The organism is Pontibacter rufus (assembly GCF_015694705.1).
GTDB lineage: Bacteria > Bacteroidota > Bacteroidia > Cytophagales > Hymenobacteraceae > Pontibacter > Pontibacter rufus.
Genome location: NZ_JADQDR010000009.1, coordinates 224,887 through 247,145, shown reverse-complemented (window position 1 = coordinate 247,145; position 22,259 = coordinate 224,887). Strand labels below are relative to the sequence as shown.

Sequence of the window (22,259 nt, the reverse complement as noted above, 5' to 3'; positions counted from 1 at the left end):
CTATACTGTCTTACTCTTTAGCCACTTAGCCCAATGAAAGTTGCAAAATAGAAGAAGTTATTAGACAGTCTGACGGTTGGTACCTAAAGCGAGCGAGGCATAGCCGAAGCTTGTCTTAGGTATTTTGTTATGCTAAATTATTACTCCCAGTATTAAAGTGGCAAATGAACAAAGTTGGCTCAACAATCAACGAAATTCTATTCTAAACTTCACCAACAAATTGCAGCCTGACTCCGGTGCTCCCCAACCGGATTGAAAGTAACCCTCATTTTTTGACTTGTCATATTCGATTCTGGACGAGTTTGGCATAACGTCAGTACCAGCAATCAATCGGTCTTCAGTCTTTTTGTCATAGAAATTGAAGCCTACATTCCAAAAAGAAAAGGTCTCAGGTTTTATGTCTAACACTACACCTTCAAGTGCCCACGTCAGTGGAAGGTTCTTAGGCTGTACATTTGCTATGATATTGCTTTGATAGAGTGTTTTTAGGGTGTATGGGTCCAGTTCGGTAATCTTCAAATAGATGTCAGGGTTGCCTACAGAAGGAGCTGTTCTTTCACCGCCTTCTAACCAATAATTATCTACAAACTGAAGTAGCTGTACTTCGTAGGCATAGTATCTGCCTACTTTTACTTCCCTGGTAAAACTGTTCTCTTTACTTCCAATCTTGGATACTAACTTAACAGTATAAGTTCCAGGTTCTTTGTAAGCGTGGCTTGGCTCTTTACCAATATAGGTTGACCCATCTCCAAAGTCCCAGTAATAGGTGTCAGCTTCGCTTAAATCAGTTATCTGCACCTGTTCATTCACAGCATAATATTCATCTTCAATATCAAATTTGGTAGTAGGCATAATTTCAGCTTCTTTTTCACAGGAGAGCAGAAAAATAAATGTGAACAGGATGAGTAGATGCTTTTTCATATTGTCTTTTAATGTTTAGGTTAAATAATTTTTAATATCCAGATAGAGTCTGCTAATTCCTTGCTGACTCTATCTGGATAAATGAATTAATCCCATCTTTCTCTAACTTTTGTGGGGAGTTACAGGAAAAGCATATCCCTTGCAATACAATAATGTAAAGTTTATATTCCATTACTTATTTATGACTGCCAAAGGACTAGTGTAGACGATATGCGAGGCTTAGCAGCAGTAGATAGTATACTCATGATTGTGGTGAGTATTTCTTCTGTTAAAGCGGTTAACTTCCCTTTACCCGCTGGTAGATTCTATAACTAAGCCCAAGGGTCGTATTTACAGTATTTAAATTATATTTCTGTTTTATTCCTGTTGGGGCACCAATATCATAATCGAATTCTGCAGATGCGGCAAGCACCCCACATTCAAGATTCATATCAAAGGGTCCAAGGTTGTACTTCAATCCGACAGCACCACCATAAACAACTGTAGCTTTTGTGTCACTGAAACGATTTATCCTAACATTGTAGTCTTCATACTTCATTACAGCATTAGCTTCTCCCATAGTAAAAGCTCCAACACCAACAGAGCCTTTCAAATAAGGAGTAAATCTGTGAAGAGGCAGTTGAGTGTAAAGGTCCAGCGTTCCATAAAAGGACTGCCACGGATTAGACTTCAAAGTATAGGGAGCATCCGGATAAGCCCAGGGATTAGTAATAAATCGTTCTGCGTAGGCGTCTTCATCAATAGGATTGCTGCGCCAGCCTAAGGTAGCACCAGCTTGAAAGTACTTACTCAAGTTATGGGAGAAGCCTACATTCAGCAATGTACCGTTTGATGCAAAAGCAGGAAGCTTATCTGTAGTAAATTCAACTTGGCTGTAACCTAACTCTCTAAAGCCCCCTATGGGAAAAGCTGCTCCTATGTTTACAAATACATGAGAATGCCTGCTCTCATCGTGTTGACCTAAAACTGAAAAGCTTGAGAAGACAAAAGCGAATACAAGTAAATTTTTAATCATGGCAAAGCTTGTGTTTATATTCATATAGTATTTAGCAAACTAGTTCTATTGACTATAGATAGGAAATTTTAATTATGAATTTGCCACAACAGTCTCGTATAAACAACGTGCAAGGCTGTCGGCGGTGGCATAATGTTTACACCTAATAGGACAAAAAAAATTTAGAATTTTACCTGTGGGATAGTAATACTTTTTACTCCCTCCAGAATCAAGTCGCGGTGCTGTCTTTTTTCTGCTTCCTTATTGTAGAGGGCCTTTTCTATGTATATCCTGTTATTTATTCCTTCAATCATCAGGGTGATTCTATCATATTCTTCATCTCTTATTAGGGATGTATCATTTGCCAAGTCTACTGTGAGCCACTTTTCTATTTGAGAAGTCAGCGAATCCTGTTCAGCTACGATTCTCTCTCTTTCTGAGAGTGGATTCAATGGAACCCATTCTTTGTCCATAGAAGTTATTTGACTGTGGATTTCGTCGGACAACTTCTTGTAGGGCTCCTTCTTAGAAAGATGCTCTTGCAACTCACCCAGTATTTCACTTCTTAACTCATATCCTCTAGTAATATTAGACCATTCTTTCGTCAGCAAAGTATCAGAAACTACAGAGTTAAGTTTGTTCTGGCCATAGCCAATACAGCTAAACATGGAAAACGAAATCAGGAGGGTAAGACGAAGATATATTTTCATTTTCTTTTTTGCCTAACGGCTATGCTATGAAACGTAGGGCATAGGTAGCCAAAACTGTCCGATTAGCACAGATGAAAATAAACAACCCTACACTTTGTATAACCACTGAATGCCTTATATTTTATAGCAATTGTTGTGCAGTCGGTTTTTATTTCGTTAACCTTCAGGTTCCCATAGTTCAATTTTATTGTCATCCGCATCCATAATGTGGACAAATTTTCCAATTCCATCGTAAGCCGTTATGCTGTCAAGTACGGTTACTCCGTTTTCTTTCAGTTTAATTAAAAGACCTTCAATATTTTGGACTTGATAGTTAATCATAAAGTTCCTTTTGGATGGCGAGAAATATTCGTCTCCATTCTTAAAGGGTTTCCATTGGAGCGAATTTATTTTGTCAGGATTGTCAAGATTTCTGGACTCAAAACTCGATGAACCCCAATCATTGATTTCAATTGCTAAATTTTTTGTGTACCACTCTTTCGTTTTGTCCGGGTTGTCGGAACAAAAGAAGATACCTCCAATTCCTGTTACTTTTGGCGTTGTAGTATCAACGGATGAAGTTGACTTTTCCGCTTGATTTTTGTTGCCTGCCATATGTTTGTTTTTTAAATCGCCTGTTGGCAGCTTGTCAAGATCGCTGTTGTCAAGGCTATTGATAAAAGTTTTTTCATTTCTATAATTTTCTGTCAATATCGCACGGTCGCTTTTCAACTGCCGCACAACGTGCTTGTGTAGCTGAGGCGAAGCGTCAGCTACACAAGCACGTTGTGCGGCAGTTATTTTATGAGTGACTTTATCCAATTCTGCTTCCGCCTTTTGCTAAATTCACCAGCCTTTTGCAGCCAGTTATCAACCTTCTTTCTTTGTTCCCAGTCCTGTTGATTAGCTATCGTAATTTCCATTTCTTTAAAATCTTCATTGAAGGGGTCAAAAATCATCAATTCGTACTCCGCTGTCTCATTGGGTTTAAGCCCGTAAGTCAGTACTGGCAGAGTATCGAAGTTGTCTCTTCCTATTACAGAACCTGACCGAAACACCTTTAGCAATAGATGTTCTACAACGACTTCAGTATTATTGGTGATACTAATTCTTACTTTGTGGTATCTGGGCAGAAAGTCGCTTGGATGAAGTTTGTATAACTCTTTCGAAAAGCTTATCAGTCGCACGTTTACATCAGAGATGAACTTCTCTAATTTAACAATTCTATTACTTCTTATTAGCTCAAGATTCATACTTATAATTTGACACAACGGTTTTGCTATAAGGTGGCGTAGCTAACTTATAGGTTTTGTTGGCGTATCGTTGTTCTTACCTTTTTCTTCTTTTCGTTTTTTCTTGACTTCTCGCTTGACGCTACTCTTTTCAGCATATTCATTAAGTAAAGAGTCCTTATCATCAGCCATTTCGTCAAGTTCCCTTTTTGAGAGCCCTTTTAAATCTTTTCGGGTTACATTATAACTTTTTGACATTATTATACTTTCAGTTCGAATTCTATTAATTACCTATGCACGCAAAGTTTCGTGTTTTTACCAAATTACTTCTTCTGTATAAGGTTTGTCTCTATACTTAAAGAAGTCCCTGATTTTTAATTTTTCAAGAGTCAGTACATTCACCTCCCATACCGATGATTTAGTGCTCCATGGGTCAATTAAGACTTCTATAGTGTCACCATTTTTTGTTCTTATAGAATGTATGTCAGCCAGTTCATCTACAACCTTTGTATTCCCTTCATTCCAAACTGTTAGATGGTCACCAGCAACAACAGCCCATTTATTATCCTTGTCTATTTTTCCGCATGTTGGGTCTCCAATGTACTCTTCTTGCAACAAAACAGAATTACTTCTTTTATCTATTAGAAAAGCCGTTTCCCACTCGTGAAGCAACAAGAGTTGGTCAGTTTCATCTAATATGATAGAACTCTTTATTTCCATTCTATACTTTCACATGCACGCCAACTACTAGCTAGCAGGAGTCTATTCCTACTATCTGCACTATATATGGTGTTGTTTATACTTGCTTTACTGTCGCTTATAGCGCCAGGACGAAGAAAAACAGCAGTTTTACAGTATTTCATATAGCTAATATACTTCCTTTCTACAGATTATCAAGCGGACTCACAATCTTATCAGGGCATAAGTGGTCACGTGGGTGTAGATTTAGGTCGTTCTGCTCGAGCCGAGGTAGAAAGCGATGTAGCTTCTCATTTTTCTCCCTTTTGTCACGTCTGAAAAGTTACAGCTATAATCGCAATGCTCATGGCCCCTAACTTGAGATTTGTATTATGCCCCTGCTCTCTTTCGTAGGGGATACAAATGTTCCACGGGCTAAATCCGCTTCATGAAAAAAGCTAGAACGACCGACATTGTTTATTTTACGGTCTTAAAACCCCTACCCATCCAACAGAGGGGGTAAGAGTTTTGGTATTCTGACGGGATGTAAGAATTGTTCGCAGACTGCTTTAAATTGCTCTGGATATATAGTATATTCTTTAGTTCCGTTTATGCGCCGACTGTATGGCAGCTAAATGGAATTAGCTCTGTTTATATGCTAGTTAGCAGGAATATTGAATTAATGAATAGACTCAAATAATGAAAGTAATTTCAACTGTCACGTCTATCATTTTAGCTCTGATAATTGTTATTATTGATTTTACATTCAAAAACAGGCTAAGCCTCAAGTATAATTCAGGAGGAAGCTACTTTGACGAAAGTTCAGCAGTAGTTTACCATCAACAGGCAGTTGTAACATACGGTTTCTTGACTTTGACTCTATCGGAGACCTTCCTCCGCCACTTCCCTGGAAAAGCTAAGCATAAGGACGAACACCGCACCTTTGGACGCGGATTGACCACGTACTCACCAGGTGCGCCTATAAGCGCAGCGATAGAAGAAACATTCACGATTGTACCGCCAGCGCCGCCGTGCCTTACTGACGTTCTCTTTATCGCCTCTTTAGAGCAGGGGAAGCAGCGGACAACGTTGCTGCTGAAGAGATGATGCAGTCGGCCTGCCTCCATGCTCTCTACCCGCATCTGTCTCTCCTGTATGCCGGCGTTGTTCACCAAAGTGCTCAGGCGGCCCATGCTGTTAGCGGCCTTGAAGAGTTCACACACCCCAGCCTCGGAAGACACATCGGCGGCAAAGGCCTCCGCCCTGCCACCGTTCCGCGCTAGTCCGCAGTACAAGACCATCAAGGTGTTTGACGAGCACCTGAAGGCCGTGAAGCGGGAGACCATTCAACTAAAGCAGGAAGCGGCGGCAAACCGGCAGCAGGGAAAGCAGCAGGACCTGCCTGCTGAAGGCAAGCCGGAACAGAAACGGTCCCTCCGAAAAGGAATGGCCATGTAGTTGCTACACCTGCCTTGCTGTGCATCACCTCATAAAGCCTAAGCCCCGGTTTACTTCCATGGAGACCGAGGCTTCCTTTTAGCCACTCCTGTAGTTCCAAAGGCATCCTCTCCCAGCTGCCCTTCTTTTCCCTTCACAGCTACCATCAGACGCCACAGCTTCCAGCCACACCCAAGCAAAAGTGCGGGGGCAATTCATTCAGGTGCAAAGGTAGCCTTGCGCGCCGGACACGGGACAAGGTAGTACAGAAAAAATGGGTATCCCCTACCGGGGAGCCCTCCGCATTTTTGCCGTCTCCACTTTGCCCTTAGTCCGTCCCGAAGGCAGGTGGGGCACCATAATCAATTTCTCACACTCAAAAGACAAAGATTATGGAAAAGCACCTTAAAAACTCCTCCCTTGCCAAAGTAGCTGAAATCAAGCTCTCCTACCGCGTCAAAGTGAAACCCTCCGAAAGGCCGCAGGTTACCTGCTCCACCGACAGCTACCAGGTGCTGAAGGCAAGCTGGGACACCGGCAAAATAGAGTTCGTGGAACAGTTCAAGGTCATGCTCCTCAACAGGGCCAACCGGGTGCTGGGCATCTACGAGCTATCGACAGGGGGAGTCTCCGGCACAGTGGCAGACCCCAAACTCATCTTCGTGGCGGCCCTGAAAGCCTGCGCCTCGTCCATCGTCCTCTGCCACAACCACCCATCAGGGAGCCTCAAGCCGAGCGCGGCTGACCTGCAGCTGACGAAGAAGATGAAAGCTGGCGGTGAGCTGCTTGACATCGCCGTACTCGACCACATCATCCTCACCGGTGAGGGTTACAGCTCTCTGGCAGACGAGGGGCTTTTATAGCCCCTCTTGTCTTACTAAAGGAGTCCTGAAAACGGAAAACGCTCCGGAAATCATTTATCCACCACGTTAAACCTTTACTTCTATGAACGCATTTGAAAAATTCAATCTATTGGCAGCGCAGGTAACGGGCGAAGTTATCGCGCAGCTGGAACAAGGAAAAGTGCTCTGGCAGCAGCCCTGGAGCTCCTACGGGCTTCCGAAGAACTACAGCTCCGGCCGGCACTACGAAGGCTTCAACGCTTTTTACCTCCACTACATCACGGAGAAAAAGAACTTCACTACTCCCTTCTTCCTCACCTTCAAGCAAGCCCAGGAGTTGGGCGGCTGTGTGAGGAAAGGTGAAAAGGGTACCCCCGTCATCTACTGGAAAGTATACAGGGAGAAGGCAGGGGAGCAAGCCGATGTGACGGCAGAGGCGGAAAAAGACAGTCGTGGAAGAAAGTTTGTGCCTTTTATCTGGACGGTCTTCAACATCGACCAGGTGGAAGGAATAGAGTTTACCCTGCCGGCAGCTTTCAAGAAAACAGGGCAGCAGGTGATAGAAGCCTGCCAAAGAGTGGTGGACAACTACCCCCTGCCTCGACCGCAGATATGGCACGGAGGCACGCAGGCCTACTATGCGCCCTCTGATGACAGGGTGCAGATGCCGGCGCTCAAAAGCTTCGTTTCCTCCCAGGCGTACCACGCCACGCTTTTCCACGAGCTGATACATTCCACCGGGCATCCCGGCAGGCTCAACCGTTTTGCAGACGGGGAGCAGTCAGGGCGCTTTGGCGATGAAGACTACAGCAAAGAAGAGTTGATTGCCGAGATGGGCGCCAGCTTCCTCAATGCCTTCACCGGCATCAAGGAGGCGGTATTTGAAAACTCCGTGGCATACCTGCAGGGTTGGGCCAGCAAGTTCAAAGACGACAAGACAATGATCATCTACGCTGGTACCAAGGCCTTCAAAGCAGCCAGCTACATCCTCAACCTGCAGCAGGACGCCCACGACAACTCGTTGCCTGCCGTGGCTCAGGCTGCATGACTTTAGAAAATGGAAAGGCTGTTCAGCACTGCCGGGCAGCCTTCTTTCTTTTTCTTCTACCTTTAAGAAAGATAAAGAGGCTTGATGGACAGGTACACTTTCCTTATAGGTTTGAATGTCCTCCTTTGGGGTAGAATGATGTTGTTGATACAATATCCTTATAAATAAAATTCAGGATCTTGGTTCAATGTTGCTTCTGCCATGTATAGAGGGTGTGTCCTTTACCATAATAACAGGGCTCTAGGTATTCTTTCCTCCATTAGAGGATAGAAAATTTATGATCTTTGGCTTAACGTTTACCTCTGCATGAACGACAATCCTCCTCGACATGCTTTGCCCCACCGTCCAGCACCCGGCCACTTGATGCTCGTTGTCCGGGAGCTTCCCATGTGCTCAGGACAGTGCCGCAAAGGGCGTCTCTCCGCGCTTGCATGCGCTGCGCTATATCCAAACCGCTTCGTTCCTGTCCTTGCGGCACAGTCCTTTTCCCCACCCGCAGCAAAGCAGGCGCCACCCACCACAGGCTCACTCTTTCAGAAGGGGTGATGACAAAAGGGAAAGAAAAGCCATATCAGGAGCGATGGACTTTGATTTACTGGTACTCGGCATTTCCCATCAGCTCGCGCACGTATTCTCTCATGCCGCTATCGCGCTTTTCATTCACATACCTGGTAAAGCACGTCTCATAACCATTACCCCTGAGAATAACGCTAAACCTAAGTTGCTTACCCTTACGGTACCCTTCAATGGGGTGCAGTCGCCAGCTGGCACCTGCTTAGTCTTTTCTTTGGCCATGGGAAGCAAAGTTATAAAGCGTGAAAGCGCCAGACAGGCATTTGAGAGTGCAGTATACCGTCTGCCGAGTATGTAAAAGGCTGTGTAAAGTTTTTACACAGCCTTTTACATACCTACTACCATTGTGGAGGGCTTCTAACAAAGGTAAAATCAGCTTCCGACTTTTATAAAGAGGCTTAACTTTAAACCAGGTAAAGCAGCGAAGCATGAATTATAGAGGTACATGCCGCTAGGTCAGCCTACGGGCGGAGGTCGCTTGTTTGATGTACCACAACTCAGCGCCTCCCGGTTTAGAGGAATTAGTTTAGCGAGACGGCAATAATGCACCAGATACCTTTATGCGCCAGCTGCTGGAATGTCTTCTTATATCGCCATTTAAAGAGACTAGCTTTTCTTGAAGTGCTTTGCAAAAGGTTTGTAAGGTCCGAAGGATTATTCTTATAAAAAGAGCTTCAAGCAGGATGTGGTACCCCCACATTAAAATACTGTAATAACTAACAACTATGAAACTGTGCACCATAACCTTCCCCATTAGTGTAGCAACGCGAAGGGCGCACATAAAATTAGTGTATAGAAAAATGTAGCATCCCTGCTTGATTTATCTGTAAAGGAGCCTTTCCTTGTAATCCCACAGGTGAGATTTACTTCTATTATCAAGCTGCATGATTACTAAAGTTCAATCTTTGTAACTAATTATTATAATATGTCGTTTGGGTTTTTGTTAAATAGCTATATATAGTTTTAATATGAAGGAAAAATTTTACCCTACCAGCAACGTTATCCTCCACTTTCTCTTTCTCCTTTTCTTTATTCAAGGGCTTCCCCTGATTTCCAAAGCCCAATCCTATAAAATCATGCCCCTGGGCAGCTCAATTACATTGGGTACAACAGAAAACCAGAGCTATCGGGATGGCCTGTACCAAAGACTCAAAGAGGCCTACATCGATTTTAGCTATGTAGGGTCCAAGACTTCACAGCCTTTGTTTCCCCTCTACCCCAACCCCTCTCCTTTTCTTTGCTACAGGGAATCTTCTCTACCTCCTTCCCTTGCACACGAAGCACATTGGGGCTGGCGAGCAGATGAACTCCTCCATGGAAGGTTAGACACTGCTTCTGAGGGCAAACTGGTTGACTGGCTGCAGGCTTACACTCCTGATGTCGTGCTGATGCATGTGGGTACCGAGGATATGCTCCAAAACCAATCTGTGTCCGAAACCATTGAAGAGCTTCGCGAGATTGTTCAGACCTTGCGCCAGAAAAATCCTAAGGTTATTATACTTATGGCTAAGCTTTTCCCGGTTTATGCGCCTGTGGCAGGGGACACTGCGGCTAATAACATAGACCTGCTCAACAGCCAAATTCCAGTGTTGGTACAGGAGCTGCACACGACTAACTCACCGGTTCTGCTGGTCGATCAGAACACTGGCTTTGACCCAACCCCAGGAGTGGACACCTATGATGGGATTCACCCTCAAGGTAAACGGGTGTGGCAAATGACCAGAAGGTGGTATGATGTCCTCAAAACTGTCTTAGTCAGTTACACAACCCCTCCGATAGTGGAGATAACTACTCCGGAGGACCACACGGTGCACAAGGTGGGACACGCCATATCCCTTTCTGCGCGGGCCTCGGACCGGGAGGAGACGGTCGAGCGAGTGGAGTTTTTCGCTAACTGTAAGAAGATTGGCGAGGATTTAACAAGTCCCTATGAAATCAACTGGATTCCTTCCAATACCGGAGGGTATACGTTGTCGGCAGAAGCCACAGACGGCACCGGTGCCAGAGGAGGATCGCAACCTTTATATGTGGACGTAGCGGAGGTAGTGACTGGTAAGATAACGCGGGAGTACTGGGACAACGTGCAGGGCAGCTCTGTTTCTAGTATACCTGTCACAACAGCGCCGAAAAGTGTGACAGAGCTTAGTTCCTTTGCAACCCCCACCAATGTTGCGGATAGCTATGGTCAACGTGTCAGGGGCTACCTGACAGCACCTGTCACCGGAGAGTATACTTTTTGGATCGCTTCCGACGATTACAGCGAGTTATGGCTTAGTACTTCAACTGACCCTGCGGATAAAGTGAAACTGGCTTATGTCAATGGCTGGACAAAGTCGCAAGAATGGAGTAAGTACCGCACCCAACAGTCAGTGAAAGTTAAACTAGAGGTTGGACAACGTTATTATATAGAGGCTTTGCACCTTGAAAACAGCGGAAGTGATAATTTGGCGGTAGGCTGGCAGCTGCCCGATGGCAGCATGGAACGTCCCATTCCCGGCCCTAGACTTACTCCCTATGAGAAGGGTACAACTCCCCCACCAGCTGTAATCTATAACCTGTCCGTAGATGTGGTTGGTATAGGTTCCATAACCCCTGAGAAGGGCACCTTTCTGGAAGGTGAAGTTGTAACGCTGAAGGCGGCACCGGCCATGGGCTATAAGTTCAGCGGGTGGAGTGGAGATGCTTTTGGAGCCAACAACCCTCAGTCAATAGTTATGCACAAGAACATGAATGTGACAGCCACCTTTACAAGGGTAGAGGAAACGGACAGCTTGGTGAGCAGCGTCACTTCTAACACCGGCAAGAGATACGCCTTGGCAGAGCTGACAGTAGGAACAAAGGTATATACTGACCGCACTTACCAGGCTACAAGCGTACCGGCCTTCCTAAGCGGTGCTAGGTTTGTTCCAGACCCCGAATGATGACAAGAAAAGCACAGAGGCTTCCGTCTTGTCCTTTTATCTGAGCCAGCCGGCTACCATGTACGTGGCCTACGACCCACGGGCCGCGACCCTGCCTTCCTGGCTGGACGGATGGCAGAAACTTCCAGAAAGGATAGGAGTAAATGACTCCAAGATCAGCTACATGGATCTTTACAGTAAAAGCTTTCCGGCTGGTGTTGTGCGCCTGGGGGGCAACATGATGAGTCCAGCAGCCGGGGCGCAAAACAATTATTTTGTGGTCGCCAAGCCAGTATCCTTGGCAAATCTTGAGTTGTTAAAAGATGATTTTAATCCTGGGGGCAAGTACAGAAGTGTCTCTGTCTTCTACAATACCGATGTAAACGGCATCCTCTTCTTTACCCTCTTCAGGGTCGAAGAAGCTAACCAGCAACTAAATTACTCCTTGTGGAAATCGGACGGCACAACCGCCGGAACTGTCATGATCAAAGATTTCGGAACCAATCAGATAAACGCGGGGCCAACGTTCCCTGTTTTAAATGGAACCATATTCTTTCGGGCCTTTGACCCTATTAACGGCTATGAGCTGTGGAAATCAGACGGTTCAGCCGCCGGAACTGTATTGGTCAAAGATATTTTTCCTGGTTTAGGAAGCGGTACTCCACAAGATTTAACAGTCATGGGGAATTCGCTATACTTTATTGCCAAATCCAGACGTTCCGGCATTGACACAGGCAGAGAGCTTTGGAAATCAAATGGCACCGCTGCCGGCACGGTCATGGTAAAAGAAATATACCCTGGCTCACCAGGGAGTAACCCTGGTCTATTCCCAGTAATCGGTAACACCCTGTATTTTCAGGCGAATGACGGTACCCACGGCATGGAGTTGTGGAAGTCAGACGGCACGGCTGCCGGAACGGTTATGGTAAAGGACATTGAGACCGGTATAGATTCAAGCTATCCCGTTGCATTAGGGGCGATCGGCACAACACAGTATTTTCGAACTTTATCCCCAAACAACGTAAGGAAAATATGGAGATCAGATGGTACGGCCGCCGGAACCGTCATGGTGAAAGACATCATGGCTATCTCTCCCATGGTGGTGGGCAGCGCGCTGTATTTTCAGGCGGATGACGGCACCAATGGTAACGAATTGTGGAAGTCGGACGGCACGGCTGCTGGCACGGCCATGGTGAAGGATATTGCACCGGGACAGGGGTCCAGCTTACCTGGCATAAAGTCCAATACTTCCGCAAAGTTCGGTAACATGTTATATTTTCCGGCGAACAAAGCTTTATATGGCTATGAGCTCTGGAAATCGGACGGAACGGCTGCCGGCACAGTGATGCTGAAGGACATTGTACCAGGATGGGGAAGCAGTAATCCGCGTAACTTCACTTCCATAAACAACAGCCTTTTCTTTTTCACAGACAGTGATACCGATAAAGGTCATCCCTCGCCAATGCTCTGGAAATACACTGAAGAAATCCTCTGCACATCACCAACCGCTTCGTTCTCAGCGGGTACAACCTGTGCCGCTACGCCGCTTGCTTTCACGGATAAGTCTTCTGGTGTGGCCGATGACGCCTTCTATGCTTGGGATATGGATGATGATGGTACAGTGGAATACACCACTAAAGGCGATGTCACCCACACCTACGCCACAGCCGGCATCTTTACCGCCAGGCTTACCATTACTCAAGGTTCCTGCAGCAGTTCCTACATGCAGAAGGTGACGGTTTTACAAAGTTCCTGTCAGCAAGTAGCAAGTTTCAGCCTGATTAATGCCAATACAAAGGAAGTCATCCAAACCATTTCCGAAGGAGCCACCATAAACCTAGCCGCGATGCCCATTCAGAACCTCAATATCCGTGCGTACACCTCCCCAGCCACGGCAACTAGTGTGGAATTCGAACTCAGTGGCACTCAGAATAAAAATGTGATAGAGAGTATTGTCCCTTATGATCTGTTTGGTGATAATGGAGTTTGGTCCCCTTCTATAGGGAGCTATACTCTAAAAGCAACACCTTATACAGCCTCTAAAGGCAGTGGCACGGCTGGGATACCTTTAACAGTAAACTTTAATGTGACGAATGGGGCTATCAAATTGCAGAGTGCAGTAAGCGCTAACTTAAGCAAAGAACCAGCTGTAACGAACCCGGTTCTTATTTCTTATCCCAATCCATTTACAGATAAAACTATCATTGAACTCTATTTTCCTACAGATGAGGAGTTTGAACTGGAAGTATATAGCTCTGACGGAAGACTGGTAGATACGCTAGGAAAGAGCAAAGCTTTAGCGGGTAAACGAGTTCAAGTAGGCTGGAATCCCACCTTTGCTGCCGGAGGAGTGTATTTCATCAGGCTTACCACCCGAAAAACAGTTCAATACTTGCGGGTAGTACGGAAAAGATGAGATACTCTTTGTAATAGAAAAGGGCTTTGCCTCATTATTGTCAAAGTCCTTTTCTATTGCATCTGCTGCAATTAGTACTAAGGGCTGAACAGTTGCTTTTCGAAAATGTAATCCCTCACGTCCGGCTCCGGTACTCGTGATTCTTTATTTCTATAAGCCCATGTTGTTGAATGCCGGCAAAGCCATAAAGCGATCACTTAGATAAATTCTGTACATCCTTTTGTACAGACGGCCTCGTTCATGCCACCTTCCCTCCCAAGCCAGCTGTAATTTTTAGCTATTGCTAAACATATACCGACCTATCCGCGTCAAGAGCCGTTACACTGTCAAATTTGATGAAGTCCATTTGTAGGCAAAATAGCTGCTGTACCGGCTTTCGCATGAGCAACTATTCTGCCTATACCAACTGTTTTATCCTTTAATGAAATATTTTTATTACCTCCACAGCCCTGATTATGCATAACGTAAGGAATCAAGGACGTACGGGTCTCGGGAAACCAGATCTGGTGTGAGTTGACTGGATTCCTTCAGCTGTTGCAGGTCATTGCGGATGGTGACCTCCGGTTGTTTAGAGATAGCTGTGCGCTCGTAGGACATGGATCTTATTAGGTTCTGCAGGGTACGTGAACTCCATTTTCCCAGCCTGCACATCTGGACATAAAAATTGCGCTTTAGTTCATCGACCAGGTAAATGATAGTCTTGATGTGCGTCCAGGTTAATTGTCTCGACAGTGCGGAGACAATCTGCTCATCTTTGAAAATGCTGGCAAAGCGGATACAGTGCAGCAGTTGCTTCTGGCTCCAGCCGGCACTGTACTCCAGCGTCAGCTGCTGGGCAAGTGTAGTTACTATTTGCTTGTCATACGCAGCCCGGCTGTTTTTTAGTATCTCATCATTAACGCGTTTACCTATCAGCCAATAAAGTAGGGTAATTTCTGCATTGATTATAGAAGCCACTTTTTCCGGCCATGCGCAATAAATTGCTTAATCTCATTCACAAGCTTTGTACTATTCTGTATTTCTTCCATTATCAAAAATAAGGAGAGCTATACGCATTCTTAATCGGTGCCTGCAGGAATGCTTGAGGTGACGTATAAAGTAATTGCGCAACAGGCTGTTGGGTAAATATAAGAACTAAATAAGTAGAAGGAAACTGCTTAAATCTCCTGCTTTACATAACTTAACTTATCAGCTTTAAACAAGAAAAGGCGCAAGCCTTCATTCGATAAACAGCTTAAATACTCGAATCGAATATTATTGATAGACAGTCACTGCTACAGGGAAAAGAAACTAGGAAAGCATGATCAATCCCAAGCATCTCTACGAGAAGTCCAGCAGAAGCCAACGGCACTCCTCTAAGCGTGCCCGAGCAAAAAACAACTATAAACTAGCCATCATTTTTTACTCTTAGGCCTCACTACAAGGGTCACCTTCTTTGGCTGGGGTACTGAAAACTGTTTGGCCAGATGCTCTTTGTTTGGATACTTTACTTTTGATAGCCTGCCCTCCGCTACCATTCGCTCGTGGGCCTGTTCAACGGTGGGTAACGCTTCGGATACTTGCGTCCAATGAACCACGGAAGCCTGGTTTCACCATTGCATCAGCTTGGGCATGACCTTGAGGTGAGCCCCATTATTGCGGTACCGCGGCATACTTTCCTCATCCTGCCAGACAGTAAGGGTCCAGTAAACCTGATGGGCATCCCAAATAAGGCTACCCTGCAGCAAACCAGGTGTCTGACGGAGTTGCTGCATCGAGCGAAAAGTGTTCCAGGCAAAGAGAATCCTGTAACGGATAGAACGCAAGCCAAGCCGGGTAACAGATACTTTTGGACCCGGCGGGCATTTATACATGGTTGATGCCGGCGCTAATGCTATCATCAAGCACGACAAAAACAGCAAAGCGCTGAGCTTGTTTGCCAGATTTCCGAATGTTGGCCCTGCAACGGAGGCGGTGCCCACGGGCATCGTGTATGACGGAAACAGATTCCTGGTTTCCACTTTAACCGGCTTTCCCTTTGCCAGTGGAGCGGCTAAGATATTCCAGGTTAGCCAGGAGGGAAATGTAAGTGAGTACAAGAGCGGCTTCACGACGCTTACGGATATTGTTTTAACGCCTAACAACAAACTTTTTGTTACGGAGTCTGTCGAATTCTCTCTCACTACAATCCCTCCGGGCTTCAACCCGAAGTCGAGCCGGGTAGCCAACGAAGATGGCACATATCTGATAGAGGGCTTGAGTCTGCCTACAGACATTGAACGAAGCGGCTCCAAAACGTACTATGTGCTTAGCTATGGGCTCGGAACGGTTCAGAAGCTAACCTATTAGCTGTGGACTCTCTCTGCTGCTAATACGTTCAAGTAAAGAAAACGGCAAGCTTTTTCAGCAGCGATTCCCTTAGCTTAAGTTGTTCTAAGCAATGGGAATCGCTGTTCTGAATACAAGAAGATGCTACTGCATTCACATCGGCCGCAACCAGCAAGGGCCAGGAAGCATCATGAGAAACATGTTAAGCAAACCGGTCACCCTGGAGCCGGGTCTTCAAGGGATGGCCAAAACAAGTACAGCCGCATTGCGTGTGTCGGGAACCCTGTTCATCGCTACTGCCTGGCTCAGCGCCGCCCTCTTTGGCCTCTACATCCTGGACTTCTATGCTGCGGCCCTTTACCAGGGAGGTATGGAACGCTGGAACGAGACCTTGCCGGGACTCTACGAAAGGAATCTTGTCACAACAACTTCCGGTATAGGCCTGCACTTTGCCATTGGAGGCATTATTCTGGTTCTCGGAAGCATTCAACTGATGAGTAGCATCAGAAACCGTTCTCCCGCGGTTCATTGGTCGCGTGTATATCCTCGCCTCTTTGCTTGCCGCCATCGGCGGGTTGCTGTTTATACTTGTTAAAGGAACCTTCGGCGGCACGGTGATGAACATCGGGTTCTCGCTCTGTGGGCTGCTGATATTCATGGCGGTCATAGAGACTTACCGGCATGCGGTGGCAGGGCGGCTGGAGAGGCACCGGGCATGGGCTTTGCGCCTGTACGCGCTGGCAATCGGTTCGTGGCTGTACCGCATGATTATGGATTTTGGTTGTTGCTGGCAGAGGGCATGGGGCATACGCATGGTTTCAGCGGGCCATTGACAAAGCCATGGCCTTCTGCTTTTATCAGCCGAACTTACTTGTAGCCGAGGCCTTTATCCGAGCACACCTGTAGCGCTTCTACTGATGGGGTTGGACCTAATGTATCGCAAAAGCATTCTACAGATTCGATTTTGCTGATGATTTTATAGTCACACTTTCTAACAAAATTGGCTGAATCAATTCTTAGGCTGAACGCATAAGGCCAGCCGCTGCTGAATGACAGCTCAATTGATTCGTACACCGATTTGATTGTTGCTGAATTGCATCCAGAAAGTAATATAAGAAGCAAGAATAACTGAATAGACTTTATCATTCTTATTATTGCCAACGCCATCGCATCATCTATTAGTACATTTGGAAAGTTTCCGTGCTGCTTATCTTAGCAATACCATAATTTTCTTCATCGCGGAATTTTACCACACCTGATTTTATATTTCCCTTATCTTCTCTAAGTTCCTGCGCTATCTTTCCGATTTCTTTAGAAATTTGTTCTTTTCTAGCTGAATTATAATCATCAAATTTGGGGTCTATGAGTGATACAATTAATTCACCATTGTTTTTGATGTTAATTTCAATTTTCTCAGTTTCATATTTTTCCGATATAGATTCTTTTAATTCATACATATATTTTAATTCTCCGGTCATTTCTGAACAGCTGAATATAGTAATTAGGAGAATTGTCAAGATTGCGGTAGTAATTCTTTTCATTCTGTCGGCTTTAGATTTGTTATTAAAGTTTTTGTGGAACTTACGCCTAATGGGTGGTACAGGCTGTAGACAAGGCGTTGCCGAGTATGGAGCCTGTGCCGTGTTAGTTGAGGCCATTTTTATTGCTAAAATGCTCGCCTAACTTTAGATTCATAGGATATTATTTACTATAAGCTCTCTTCAAGTTTATTTCTCAGGTCAATCCTGGAAATATCGACGGCTATTATCTTCCCTGTCGCGTCAACCAGCATATTGGCCGGAATACCTTTTATCTCAAAGCGCCTCATGTCGTCTCCGTTTGGCCCCTTTAGTTCTGATATGTGGTGTACATCCAGCCCGTCTTGCGCAATGGCTTTGAGCCACATGTCCCGCTTGTTGTCCATCGACACGGCTATAAAACCGAAGCCTTTGCCTTTATACTGCTCGTAGAGGGTGTAATACCTGGGCATCTCCATGCGGCAGGGCCCGCACCAGCTGGCCCAAAATTCTACCAGCGTCAGTTTATTGTGCTTGAAGATGGCCGACTCATCCACCTCCTCTCCCTGAGGCGTTTTGCCCAGCAGGTCGAGGTTGCGGATGCGGCTATGGACAAAGCGTTGGTTATTTTTGTTGCGCTCCTCATTCTCCTTTAGATACTCATCCAGGCAGCTTCCCTCATGGCCCTTGCGGTAGGCGGCAGGTAAAGCATTGAAGTACTTCCTGAAGCGTTCTGTCGCCATGCGGTCATTCCTGTTGTCGATTATGGCAAACATGGTCGCCTCGGGACCTGCGCCCTGCCCGATAAACAGGTCGGCGGCATAGGACAAGTAGTTGGGGAACCGGTAACGCATGTTCTCCACTGAATCCGCCCACTGCTGCACCAGCGCCTGATCACCAGAATCATAGGTCTTCCTGAACTTGACCACCATCGTATCCTTGTCATCGAAGAACTTGGCCCATAGGCTGTCCCGCATCAGCAGATACTTTTCCAGTTCCGCCTGTATGGGGGAGGCTGAAGAGACAAAAACATGAGCAAATGGAGAAGGCATTTGCTCATTAACATAGAACTTATTTGTTCTAATCTTATGCTCAGCATCTATGGTCAGATGGATGCTGTCGGAAGGCAGGAATACGTTCACTCCGATAAATGCTGCAGGGGTTTCCAAAGTAACTTCGTAGAAGCCGGAATCGGGTAGCTCCCCTCTGAAAGAGAAGCTGCCGTTTTTCACGAAGGTTGAGTCAACCAGCTCGAAGTCACTTGTCACATCTGACTTAAGTTCCACCTCGCATCCCTCACAATTCCGGACGTTCCCTGTGATGCGGTAGGGATATTCTGCCCGCTCTTTTTCCTGCTTGGTGCAGGAAAGCAGAAGGAGCAGACCGGCTACAACTTGGAATGCATCGCGGAAGGAAATCATTTTGTCATGTTTTATGGTATCAACGGCTGAGCAATGGTGCGTTTAGGCACTATAGTTTTGTTGGGCATAGATTTACTTTATTTCATCACAGGGTATCATGTATCTAATGAAAAAGACGCCATCGAACATATCTGCCCAAACACCTATCGCATTTTGTTGCCCGAATCCTTTCATAGGGAAATAATCTGAAAATGAAGGGTTCTCACTTCTAAACCGCTTGAAATCAATAAAAGCATAAGCAAGCTTTTCGTCTATCCAAGTTTCAAAACCATTCTTTTTCGGCTTTGGTACAGTTTTACTTTCTGACTGACCCACTCTTTTGTAGCTTCCTGCTTTGGATGAAAAGCCCAGCACATACGTCTGCTGATTGCGAAGACTATCTTCTGTAAAAACTGTTCCCATCCAATCATGCGCATATTGTTTGTACTTCAATGCTGAGTCTGCATTTTTCATAATATGTACATTGGCAGCCCAAACAATTATTTTTTCGTTTGGATACTCTACTTCTGCAAGCCAGCGTAGGTTATCGGCCATTTGTCTGTCTCTTACAACAGCATAGGCATGGAAGTCATCCATATAAAGAAGCTCTTTGGCGTGCTCTTTTATATTTTTAAGGAGCATGTAATCAAAAGTTTCTAATTCAGAACTGTCAATCTGGGAGAGTACCGTTTCAGCCATAACAATGAACCGTGACAGGGCAGCTTTATCAGCAGTCATTTTTATTCTAAGCTGTCGCTGCGTGAGGTTATGCAACGCTGGTTTAAATTCATTTACATACTCACTGCTTTTTACAAAGGGGATATTTAGCCTGTGTAAATAACTGTCTATGGTAAAGGTGAGGCTATCTATGGTATGTTTAAATATTAGCTGATTATCAAAACCTGCAATTTCTAAGGGAGTATCAGACTTGTAGGTAAATGGAATATAGGTGTAGAGCAAATCAGAGCATTGCTGACATGCAGTCCAGACCCCAAATAGGTTTTGCTGAAGGAACCGCTGTATATTCTGCTGATTTTTGGGCAACTGCTTCCAACCTTCATTTAATCCGTAGAAGTCACCTTCAAAAGCTAACACGTTAAATCCCTTTTTCTCATGTAGGAATTTTATAAGCCGTGTCTTCGCCTGCATGGTAGCACCATCACCATGGTCCTGCTCCCCGAGCATAACTACTCTTGCATCACCGATTGCTTTGCTTATTTCTTCTAAGTCAGAATCATCGGCATAATCTGCCTCTATTGAATTGATAGGCACGGTACTCTCCTGCACATATTTCTTCAGTTGCCCTTGCGCAAAAGATTGAAAGGATAAGATTACAAGGAATAGAGGTAAGTGATACTTTTTCATCTAATATAATTTTTGCCTAACGGTTTAGGTCGAGTTGACAATTAATTTGGATGATTTTTAGTCGTTGTTGTTAGTAGTTAAAAAGCTTATGCGACGCTACGAAATCAGTGACACTGATTGGCAGCGCCTTTCCCCACTATTGCCTGGCAAGTCCACCGATGTGGGACGCACGGCCAAAGACAACCGCCAGTTTATCAATGCCGTGCTCTGGATTGCCCGCAGCGGCGCCCCTTGGCGGGACCTTCCCGAGCGCTTCGGCCCCTGGAACTCTGTCTACCAGCGATTCCGCCGTTGGGCCAGCAAGGACGTATGGCAACGCATCTTTGATGCTTTGCGGGAGCCGGACCTGGATTGGCTCCTGCTCGATTCCACCACCACCAGAGCCCACCAGCACGCGGCAGGACAAAAAAACGACAGCTCAAGCCGAGTCCTTAGGTCGTAGCCGCGGCGGCTTCTCCACCAAGATACATGCCTGTTGCGATGCGCTTGGCAACCCCCGCCGGTTCATCCTCTCTGCTGGTCAGCAATCAGACCACCGGCAGGCAGCGGCGCTTTTAGCTCAGGATGTGCCGGGAGCAGTGATAGCAGATAAGGGCTATGACAGCGGCAGCTTCGCTAAAGTCATCGCTCAGCGTGAAGCCCAAGTAGTCATTCCCTCCAGAGCCAATGCCAAAGAAGCCCGACCCATTGATGAGAACCTCTACAAAGACCGTAACAAGATCGAGCGCTTCTTCAACAGAATCAAACACTACAGACGTATCGCCACCCGATACGTTAAAACCGCAACATCTTTCATGGCTTTCCTAAATCTCGCGGCTGCTATGACATTGCGCCTCTAATTGTCAACACAACCTAGTACATGAGGTGAGCAAGGCATCGCCGCAGCTTTGCTCATGTGCTTTGTTAGCGGCCACAGTTCTTTAGTTTTCTGTTTCGTCAAACCACTCTTGCCCATTTTCAAGACGCTGCAAGAAATCAGTAAAGGAATCTCCAATGTTGATGTGATATTCTTGACTTAGGTCAATCAAAGATGTTAGCACAACTCGAGAATCACTTTCCTTATTTTCTTTCTAAAGCTATTAACTCACCAGCTCTATTCGAACCTATACCAATAGTATTTGGAAGGTTTTTAAGAATAAGATACTCTTCATTCTGCTGCTTTAACTCGTTCAAGTCCCATAGGCTCACATACTCTTCGCCAACTAAATCTTCGAAGCTCTGATAGTTGATAAGAAAACTTTTATAATCTTCGGGCAAAGTGAAACCTACTGCACTCTCTAATTCTTTGATGGCTTCATTGGAAGCTTCTTTCCGCTTAGGGACTTTATATTTAGCGAGCATAGCTTCTATATGGGGAATAAGATATTCTTGTTAAAGCCTTTTTTTACTTCCTGTTACCGCTAAAGGCTTGGCCATAAGGCGGCGCCGCTGGCTTATGGCCAAGCCTTTAGCATATTTTGTTCTTTTATGATTCAGGAAACCACCAACCTTCATGTTTGTGCTTATACTCTTTTCCCCTATCATCAATAATTTTTATTACACAGCTGAATGGATTTTCAAGAAAGTTATCATCATTCACGTATGGTCTGGACTTTTGTAAATCAAATTCTATCACCATAGTCGCTGCTTTTACAAATTCTATTGTTGAGCCACTACTTTCTACCAAAGAAGGAAACCATTCATTCCAAAAGCCGGTTAAATTGTGCATTGGTTTAGTGAGCAATTCTTCTGGTTTAGCTGTCTTGTTTAAGATGTCCACTTCAAGCCTATTCAATTTGGTTTCCCTTATCTGCTTCAGCAAATGTCCCAAGAAGTAATCATCATTTATGTAATTCATGAAGCTAATAAAAGAATGGCCGAAGTTATGAGAGATACTTTTTAATGGTTTGTGGCTTGGCATCTTTGTCTTTTATTACTTTCTATTTATGCTAACTATAGTG

The 22,259-nt window shown here is 45.3% G+C and carries 24 protein-coding genes; 9 read left to right on the top strand and 15 right to left on the bottom strand.

Annotated features, from left to right (window positions below; all coding sequences use genetic code 11):
• Positions 1–186: 186 nt before the first annotated feature.
• The 8 genes from I2I11_RS16195 to I2I11_RS21600 form a co-directional block, all read right to left on the bottom strand.
• Positions 187–921 carry a PKD domain-containing protein gene (locus I2I11_RS16195; protein WP_196268766.1) on the bottom strand — a complete coding sequence of 245 codons (735 nt, stop codon included), beginning with the start codon at positions 919–921 and terminating at the stop codon, positions 187–189.
• Between the two features lie 277 nt (positions 922–1,198).
• Positions 1,199–1,960 carry an outer membrane beta-barrel protein gene (locus tag I2I11_RS16190; protein WP_196268765.1) on the bottom strand — a complete coding sequence of 254 codons (762 nt, stop codon included), beginning with the start codon at positions 1,958–1,960 and terminating at the stop codon, positions 1,199–1,201.
• Between the two features lie 137 nt (positions 1,961–2,097).
• Complete coding sequence (locus I2I11_RS16185; protein ID WP_196268764.1) at positions 2,098–2,625, bottom strand: hypothetical protein; 528 nt, start codon at positions 2,623–2,625, stop codon at positions 2,098–2,100.
• Positions 2,626–2,781: 156 nt separating this feature from the next.
• On the bottom strand, positions 2,782–3,426 hold the full coding sequence (locus I2I11_RS21655; RefSeq protein ID WP_425474771.1) for a VOC family protein: 645 nt from the start codon (positions 3,424–3,426) through the stop codon (positions 2,782–2,784).
• The gene (locus tag I2I11_RS16170; protein WP_196268763.1) at positions 3,402–3,857 is read right to left on the bottom strand and encodes a hypothetical protein; all 456 of its coding nucleotides are present in this window, start codon (positions 3,855–3,857) and stop codon (positions 3,402–3,404) included. The genes I2I11_RS21655 and I2I11_RS16170 overlap by 25 nt, the downstream gene beginning before the upstream one ends.
• Before the next feature lie 42 nt (positions 3,858–3,899).
• Positions 3,900–4,094 carry a hypothetical protein gene (locus I2I11_RS16165; protein WP_196268762.1) on the bottom strand — a complete coding sequence of 65 codons (195 nt, stop codon included), beginning with the start codon at positions 4,092–4,094 and terminating at the stop codon, positions 3,900–3,902.
• 57 nt (positions 4,095–4,151) lie between these two features.
• On the bottom strand, positions 4,152–4,556 hold the full coding sequence (locus I2I11_RS16160; protein WP_196268761.1) for a hypothetical protein: 405 nt from the start codon (positions 4,554–4,556) through the stop codon (positions 4,152–4,154).
• A gap of 797 nt (positions 4,557–5,353) precedes the next feature.
• Positions 5,354–5,815, bottom strand: a complete 462-nt coding sequence (locus I2I11_RS21600) for an SDR family NAD(P)-dependent oxidoreductase (protein WP_370582991.1) — start codon at positions 5,813–5,815, stop codon at positions 5,354–5,356.
• Between I2I11_RS21600 and I2I11_RS16150 the strand changes: the two genes are divergently transcribed.
• From I2I11_RS16150 to I2I11_RS16125, 6 genes are all read left to right on the top strand, one after another.
• Positions 5,721–5,972 carry a hypothetical protein gene (locus tag I2I11_RS16150; protein ID WP_196268788.1) on the top strand — a complete coding sequence of 84 codons (252 nt, stop codon included), beginning with the start codon at positions 5,721–5,723 and terminating at the stop codon, positions 5,970–5,972. The two genes, I2I11_RS21600 and I2I11_RS16150, sit on opposite strands and share 95 nt — an antisense overlap.
• Before the next feature lie 371 nt (positions 5,973–6,343).
• Positions 6,344–6,814, top strand: coding sequence for a JAB domain-containing protein (locus tag I2I11_RS16145; RefSeq protein ID WP_196268759.1), 471 nt, complete (start codon positions 6,344–6,346; stop codon positions 6,812–6,814).
• An 82-nt stretch (positions 6,815–6,896) separates the two neighbouring features.
• A complete protein-coding gene (locus I2I11_RS16140) occupies positions 6,897–7,841 on the top strand; it encodes an ArdC family protein (protein ID WP_196268758.1) in 945 nt (314 codons plus the stop codon).
• Positions 7,842–8,272: 431 nt separating this feature from the next.
• Positions 8,273–8,530, top strand: coding sequence for a hypothetical protein (locus tag I2I11_RS16135; RefSeq protein ID WP_196268757.1), 258 nt, complete (start codon positions 8,273–8,275; stop codon positions 8,528–8,530).
• Positions 8,531–9,382: 852 nt separating this feature from the next.
• Positions 9,383–11,335 carry an InlB B-repeat-containing protein gene (locus tag I2I11_RS21595; RefSeq protein WP_196268756.1) on the top strand — a complete coding sequence of 651 codons (1,953 nt, stop codon included), beginning with the start codon at positions 9,383–9,385 and terminating at the stop codon, positions 11,333–11,335.
• The gene (locus I2I11_RS16125) at positions 11,316–13,730 is read left to right on the top strand and encodes an ELWxxDGT repeat protein (protein WP_196268755.1); all 2,415 of its coding nucleotides are present in this window, start codon (positions 11,316–11,318) and stop codon (positions 13,728–13,730) included. Before I2I11_RS21595 ends, I2I11_RS16125 begins: the two co-directional genes overlap by 20 nt.
• A gap of 453 nt (positions 13,731–14,183) precedes the next feature.
• Here the strand turns inward: I2I11_RS16125 and I2I11_RS16120 are convergent, their stop codons facing one another.
• Entirely contained in the window at positions 14,184–14,687 is a 504-nt protein-coding gene (locus I2I11_RS16120) for a DUF1016 N-terminal domain-containing protein (RefSeq protein WP_196268754.1), read from the bottom strand.
• A gap of 632 nt (positions 14,688–15,319) precedes the next feature.
• Positions 15,320–15,583: a hypothetical protein gene (locus tag I2I11_RS16115; RefSeq protein WP_196268753.1), complete on the bottom strand. Its 264-nt coding sequence runs from the start codon at positions 15,581–15,583 to the stop codon at positions 15,320–15,322.
• On the opposite strand from I2I11_RS16115, the gene I2I11_RS16110 reads away from it, so the two are divergent.
• The gene (locus I2I11_RS16110; RefSeq protein ID WP_196268752.1) at positions 15,582–16,058 is read left to right on the top strand and encodes a ScyD/ScyE family protein; all 477 of its coding nucleotides are present in this window, start codon (positions 15,582–15,584) and stop codon (positions 16,056–16,058) included. The genes I2I11_RS16115 and I2I11_RS16110 overlap by 2 nt on opposite strands.
• Positions 16,059–16,573: 515 nt before the next feature.
• Positions 16,574–16,870, top strand: a complete 297-nt coding sequence (locus tag I2I11_RS21305) for a DUF2306 domain-containing protein (protein WP_370582985.1) — start codon at positions 16,574–16,576, stop codon at positions 16,868–16,870.
• A gap of 345 nt (positions 16,871–17,215) precedes the next feature.
• On the opposite strand, the gene I2I11_RS16100 is transcribed toward I2I11_RS21305, so the two are convergent.
• The 3 genes from I2I11_RS16100 to I2I11_RS16090 all read right to left on the bottom strand — a co-directional run bounded on the left by I2I11_RS16100 (position 17,216) and on the right by I2I11_RS16090 (position 20,319).
• A complete protein-coding gene (locus I2I11_RS16100; RefSeq protein WP_196268751.1) occupies positions 17,216–17,578 on the bottom strand; it encodes a hypothetical protein in 363 nt (120 codons plus the stop codon).
• A gap of 167 nt (positions 17,579–17,745) precedes the next feature.
• Positions 17,746–18,975, bottom strand: a complete 1,230-nt coding sequence (locus tag I2I11_RS16095) for a TlpA disulfide reductase family protein (protein WP_196268750.1) — start codon at positions 18,973–18,975, stop codon at positions 17,746–17,748.
• 72 nt (positions 18,976–19,047) lie between these two features.
• On the bottom strand, positions 19,048–20,319 hold the full coding sequence (locus I2I11_RS16090; protein WP_196268749.1) for an erythromycin esterase family protein: 1,272 nt from the start codon (positions 20,317–20,319) through the stop codon (positions 19,048–19,050).
• A gap of 88 nt (positions 20,320–20,407) precedes the next feature.
• Here I2I11_RS16090 and I2I11_RS16085 point away from each other — a divergent pair.
• A protein-coding gene (locus I2I11_RS16085) for an IS5 family transposase (protein WP_370582984.1) occupies positions 20,408–21,158 on the top strand; the annotation gives its coding sequence in 2 pieces (ribosomal slippage) (positions 20,408–20,724 and positions 20,723–21,158; 753 coding nt in all).
• Between the two features lie 220 nt (positions 21,159–21,378).
• Here I2I11_RS16085 and I2I11_RS16080 read toward each other — a convergent pair.
• A complete protein-coding gene (locus tag I2I11_RS16080; RefSeq protein WP_196268747.1) occupies positions 21,379–21,660 on the bottom strand; it encodes an SMI1/KNR4 family protein in 282 nt (93 codons plus the stop codon).
• Between the two features lie 124 nt (positions 21,661–21,784).
• A complete protein-coding gene (locus tag I2I11_RS16075) occupies positions 21,785–22,219 on the bottom strand; it encodes a hypothetical protein (protein WP_196268746.1) in 435 nt (144 codons plus the stop codon).
• Between the last annotated feature and the right edge of the window lie 40 nt (positions 22,220–22,259).

Coding starts and splice junctions, on each gene's coding strand:
- I2I11_RS16110 (WP_196268752.1), top strand. CDS start 15,582: ATGGTTGATGCCGGCGCTAATGCTATCATCAAGCACGACAAAAACAGC.
- I2I11_RS16190 (WP_196268765.1), bottom strand. CDS start 1,960: ATGAATATAAACACAAGCTTTGCCATGATTAAAAATTTACTTGTATTC.
- I2I11_RS16090 (WP_196268749.1), bottom strand. CDS start 20,319: ATGAAAAAGTATCACTTACCTCTATTCCTTGTAATCTTATCCTTTCAA.
- I2I11_RS16160 (WP_196268761.1), bottom strand. CDS start 4,556: ATGGAAATAAAGAGTTCTATCATATTAGATGAAACTGACCAACTCTTG.
- I2I11_RS16115 (WP_196268753.1), bottom strand. CDS start 15,583: ATGTATAAATGCCCGCCGGGTCCAAAAGTATCTGTTACCCGGCTTGGC.
- I2I11_RS16135 (WP_196268757.1), top strand. CDS start 8,273: ATGCGCTGCGCTATATCCAAACCGCTTCGTTCCTGTCCTTGCGGCACA.
- I2I11_RS21600 (WP_370582991.1), bottom strand. CDS start 5,815: ATGGTCTTGTACTGCGGACTAGCGCGGAACGGTGGCAGGGCGGAGGCC.
- I2I11_RS16185 (WP_196268764.1), bottom strand. CDS start 2,625: ATGAAAATATATCTTCGTCTTACCCTCCTGATTTCGTTTTCCATGTTT.
- I2I11_RS16165 (WP_196268762.1), bottom strand. CDS start 4,094: ATGTCAAAAAGTTATAATGTAACCCGAAAAGATTTAAAAGGGCTCTCA.
- I2I11_RS21595 (WP_196268756.1), top strand. CDS start 9,383: ATGAAGGAAAAATTTTACCCTACCAGCAACGTTATCCTCCACTTTCTC.
- I2I11_RS16095 (WP_196268750.1), bottom strand. CDS start 18,975: ATGATTTCCTTCCGCGATGCATTCCAAGTTGTAGCCGGTCTGCTCCTT.
- I2I11_RS16170 (WP_196268763.1), bottom strand. CDS start 3,857: ATGAATCTTGAGCTAATAAGAAGTAATAGAATTGTTAAATTAGAGAAG.
- I2I11_RS16100 (WP_196268751.1), bottom strand. CDS start 17,578: ATGAAAAGAATTACTACCGCAATCTTGACAATTCTCCTAATTACTATA.
- I2I11_RS16140 (WP_196268758.1), top strand. CDS start 6,897: ATGAACGCATTTGAAAAATTCAATCTATTGGCAGCGCAGGTAACGGGC.
- I2I11_RS16145 (WP_196268759.1), top strand. CDS start 6,344: ATGGAAAAGCACCTTAAAAACTCCTCCCTTGCCAAAGTAGCTGAAATC.
- I2I11_RS16195 (WP_196268766.1), bottom strand. CDS start 921: ATGAAAAAGCATCTACTCATCCTGTTCACATTTATTTTTCTGCTCTCC.
- I2I11_RS16080 (WP_196268747.1), bottom strand. CDS start 21,660: ATGCTCGCTAAATATAAAGTCCCTAAGCGGAAAGAAGCTTCCAATGAA.
- I2I11_RS16075 (WP_196268746.1), bottom strand. CDS start 22,219: ATGCCAAGCCACAAACCATTAAAAAGTATCTCTCATAACTTCGGCCAT.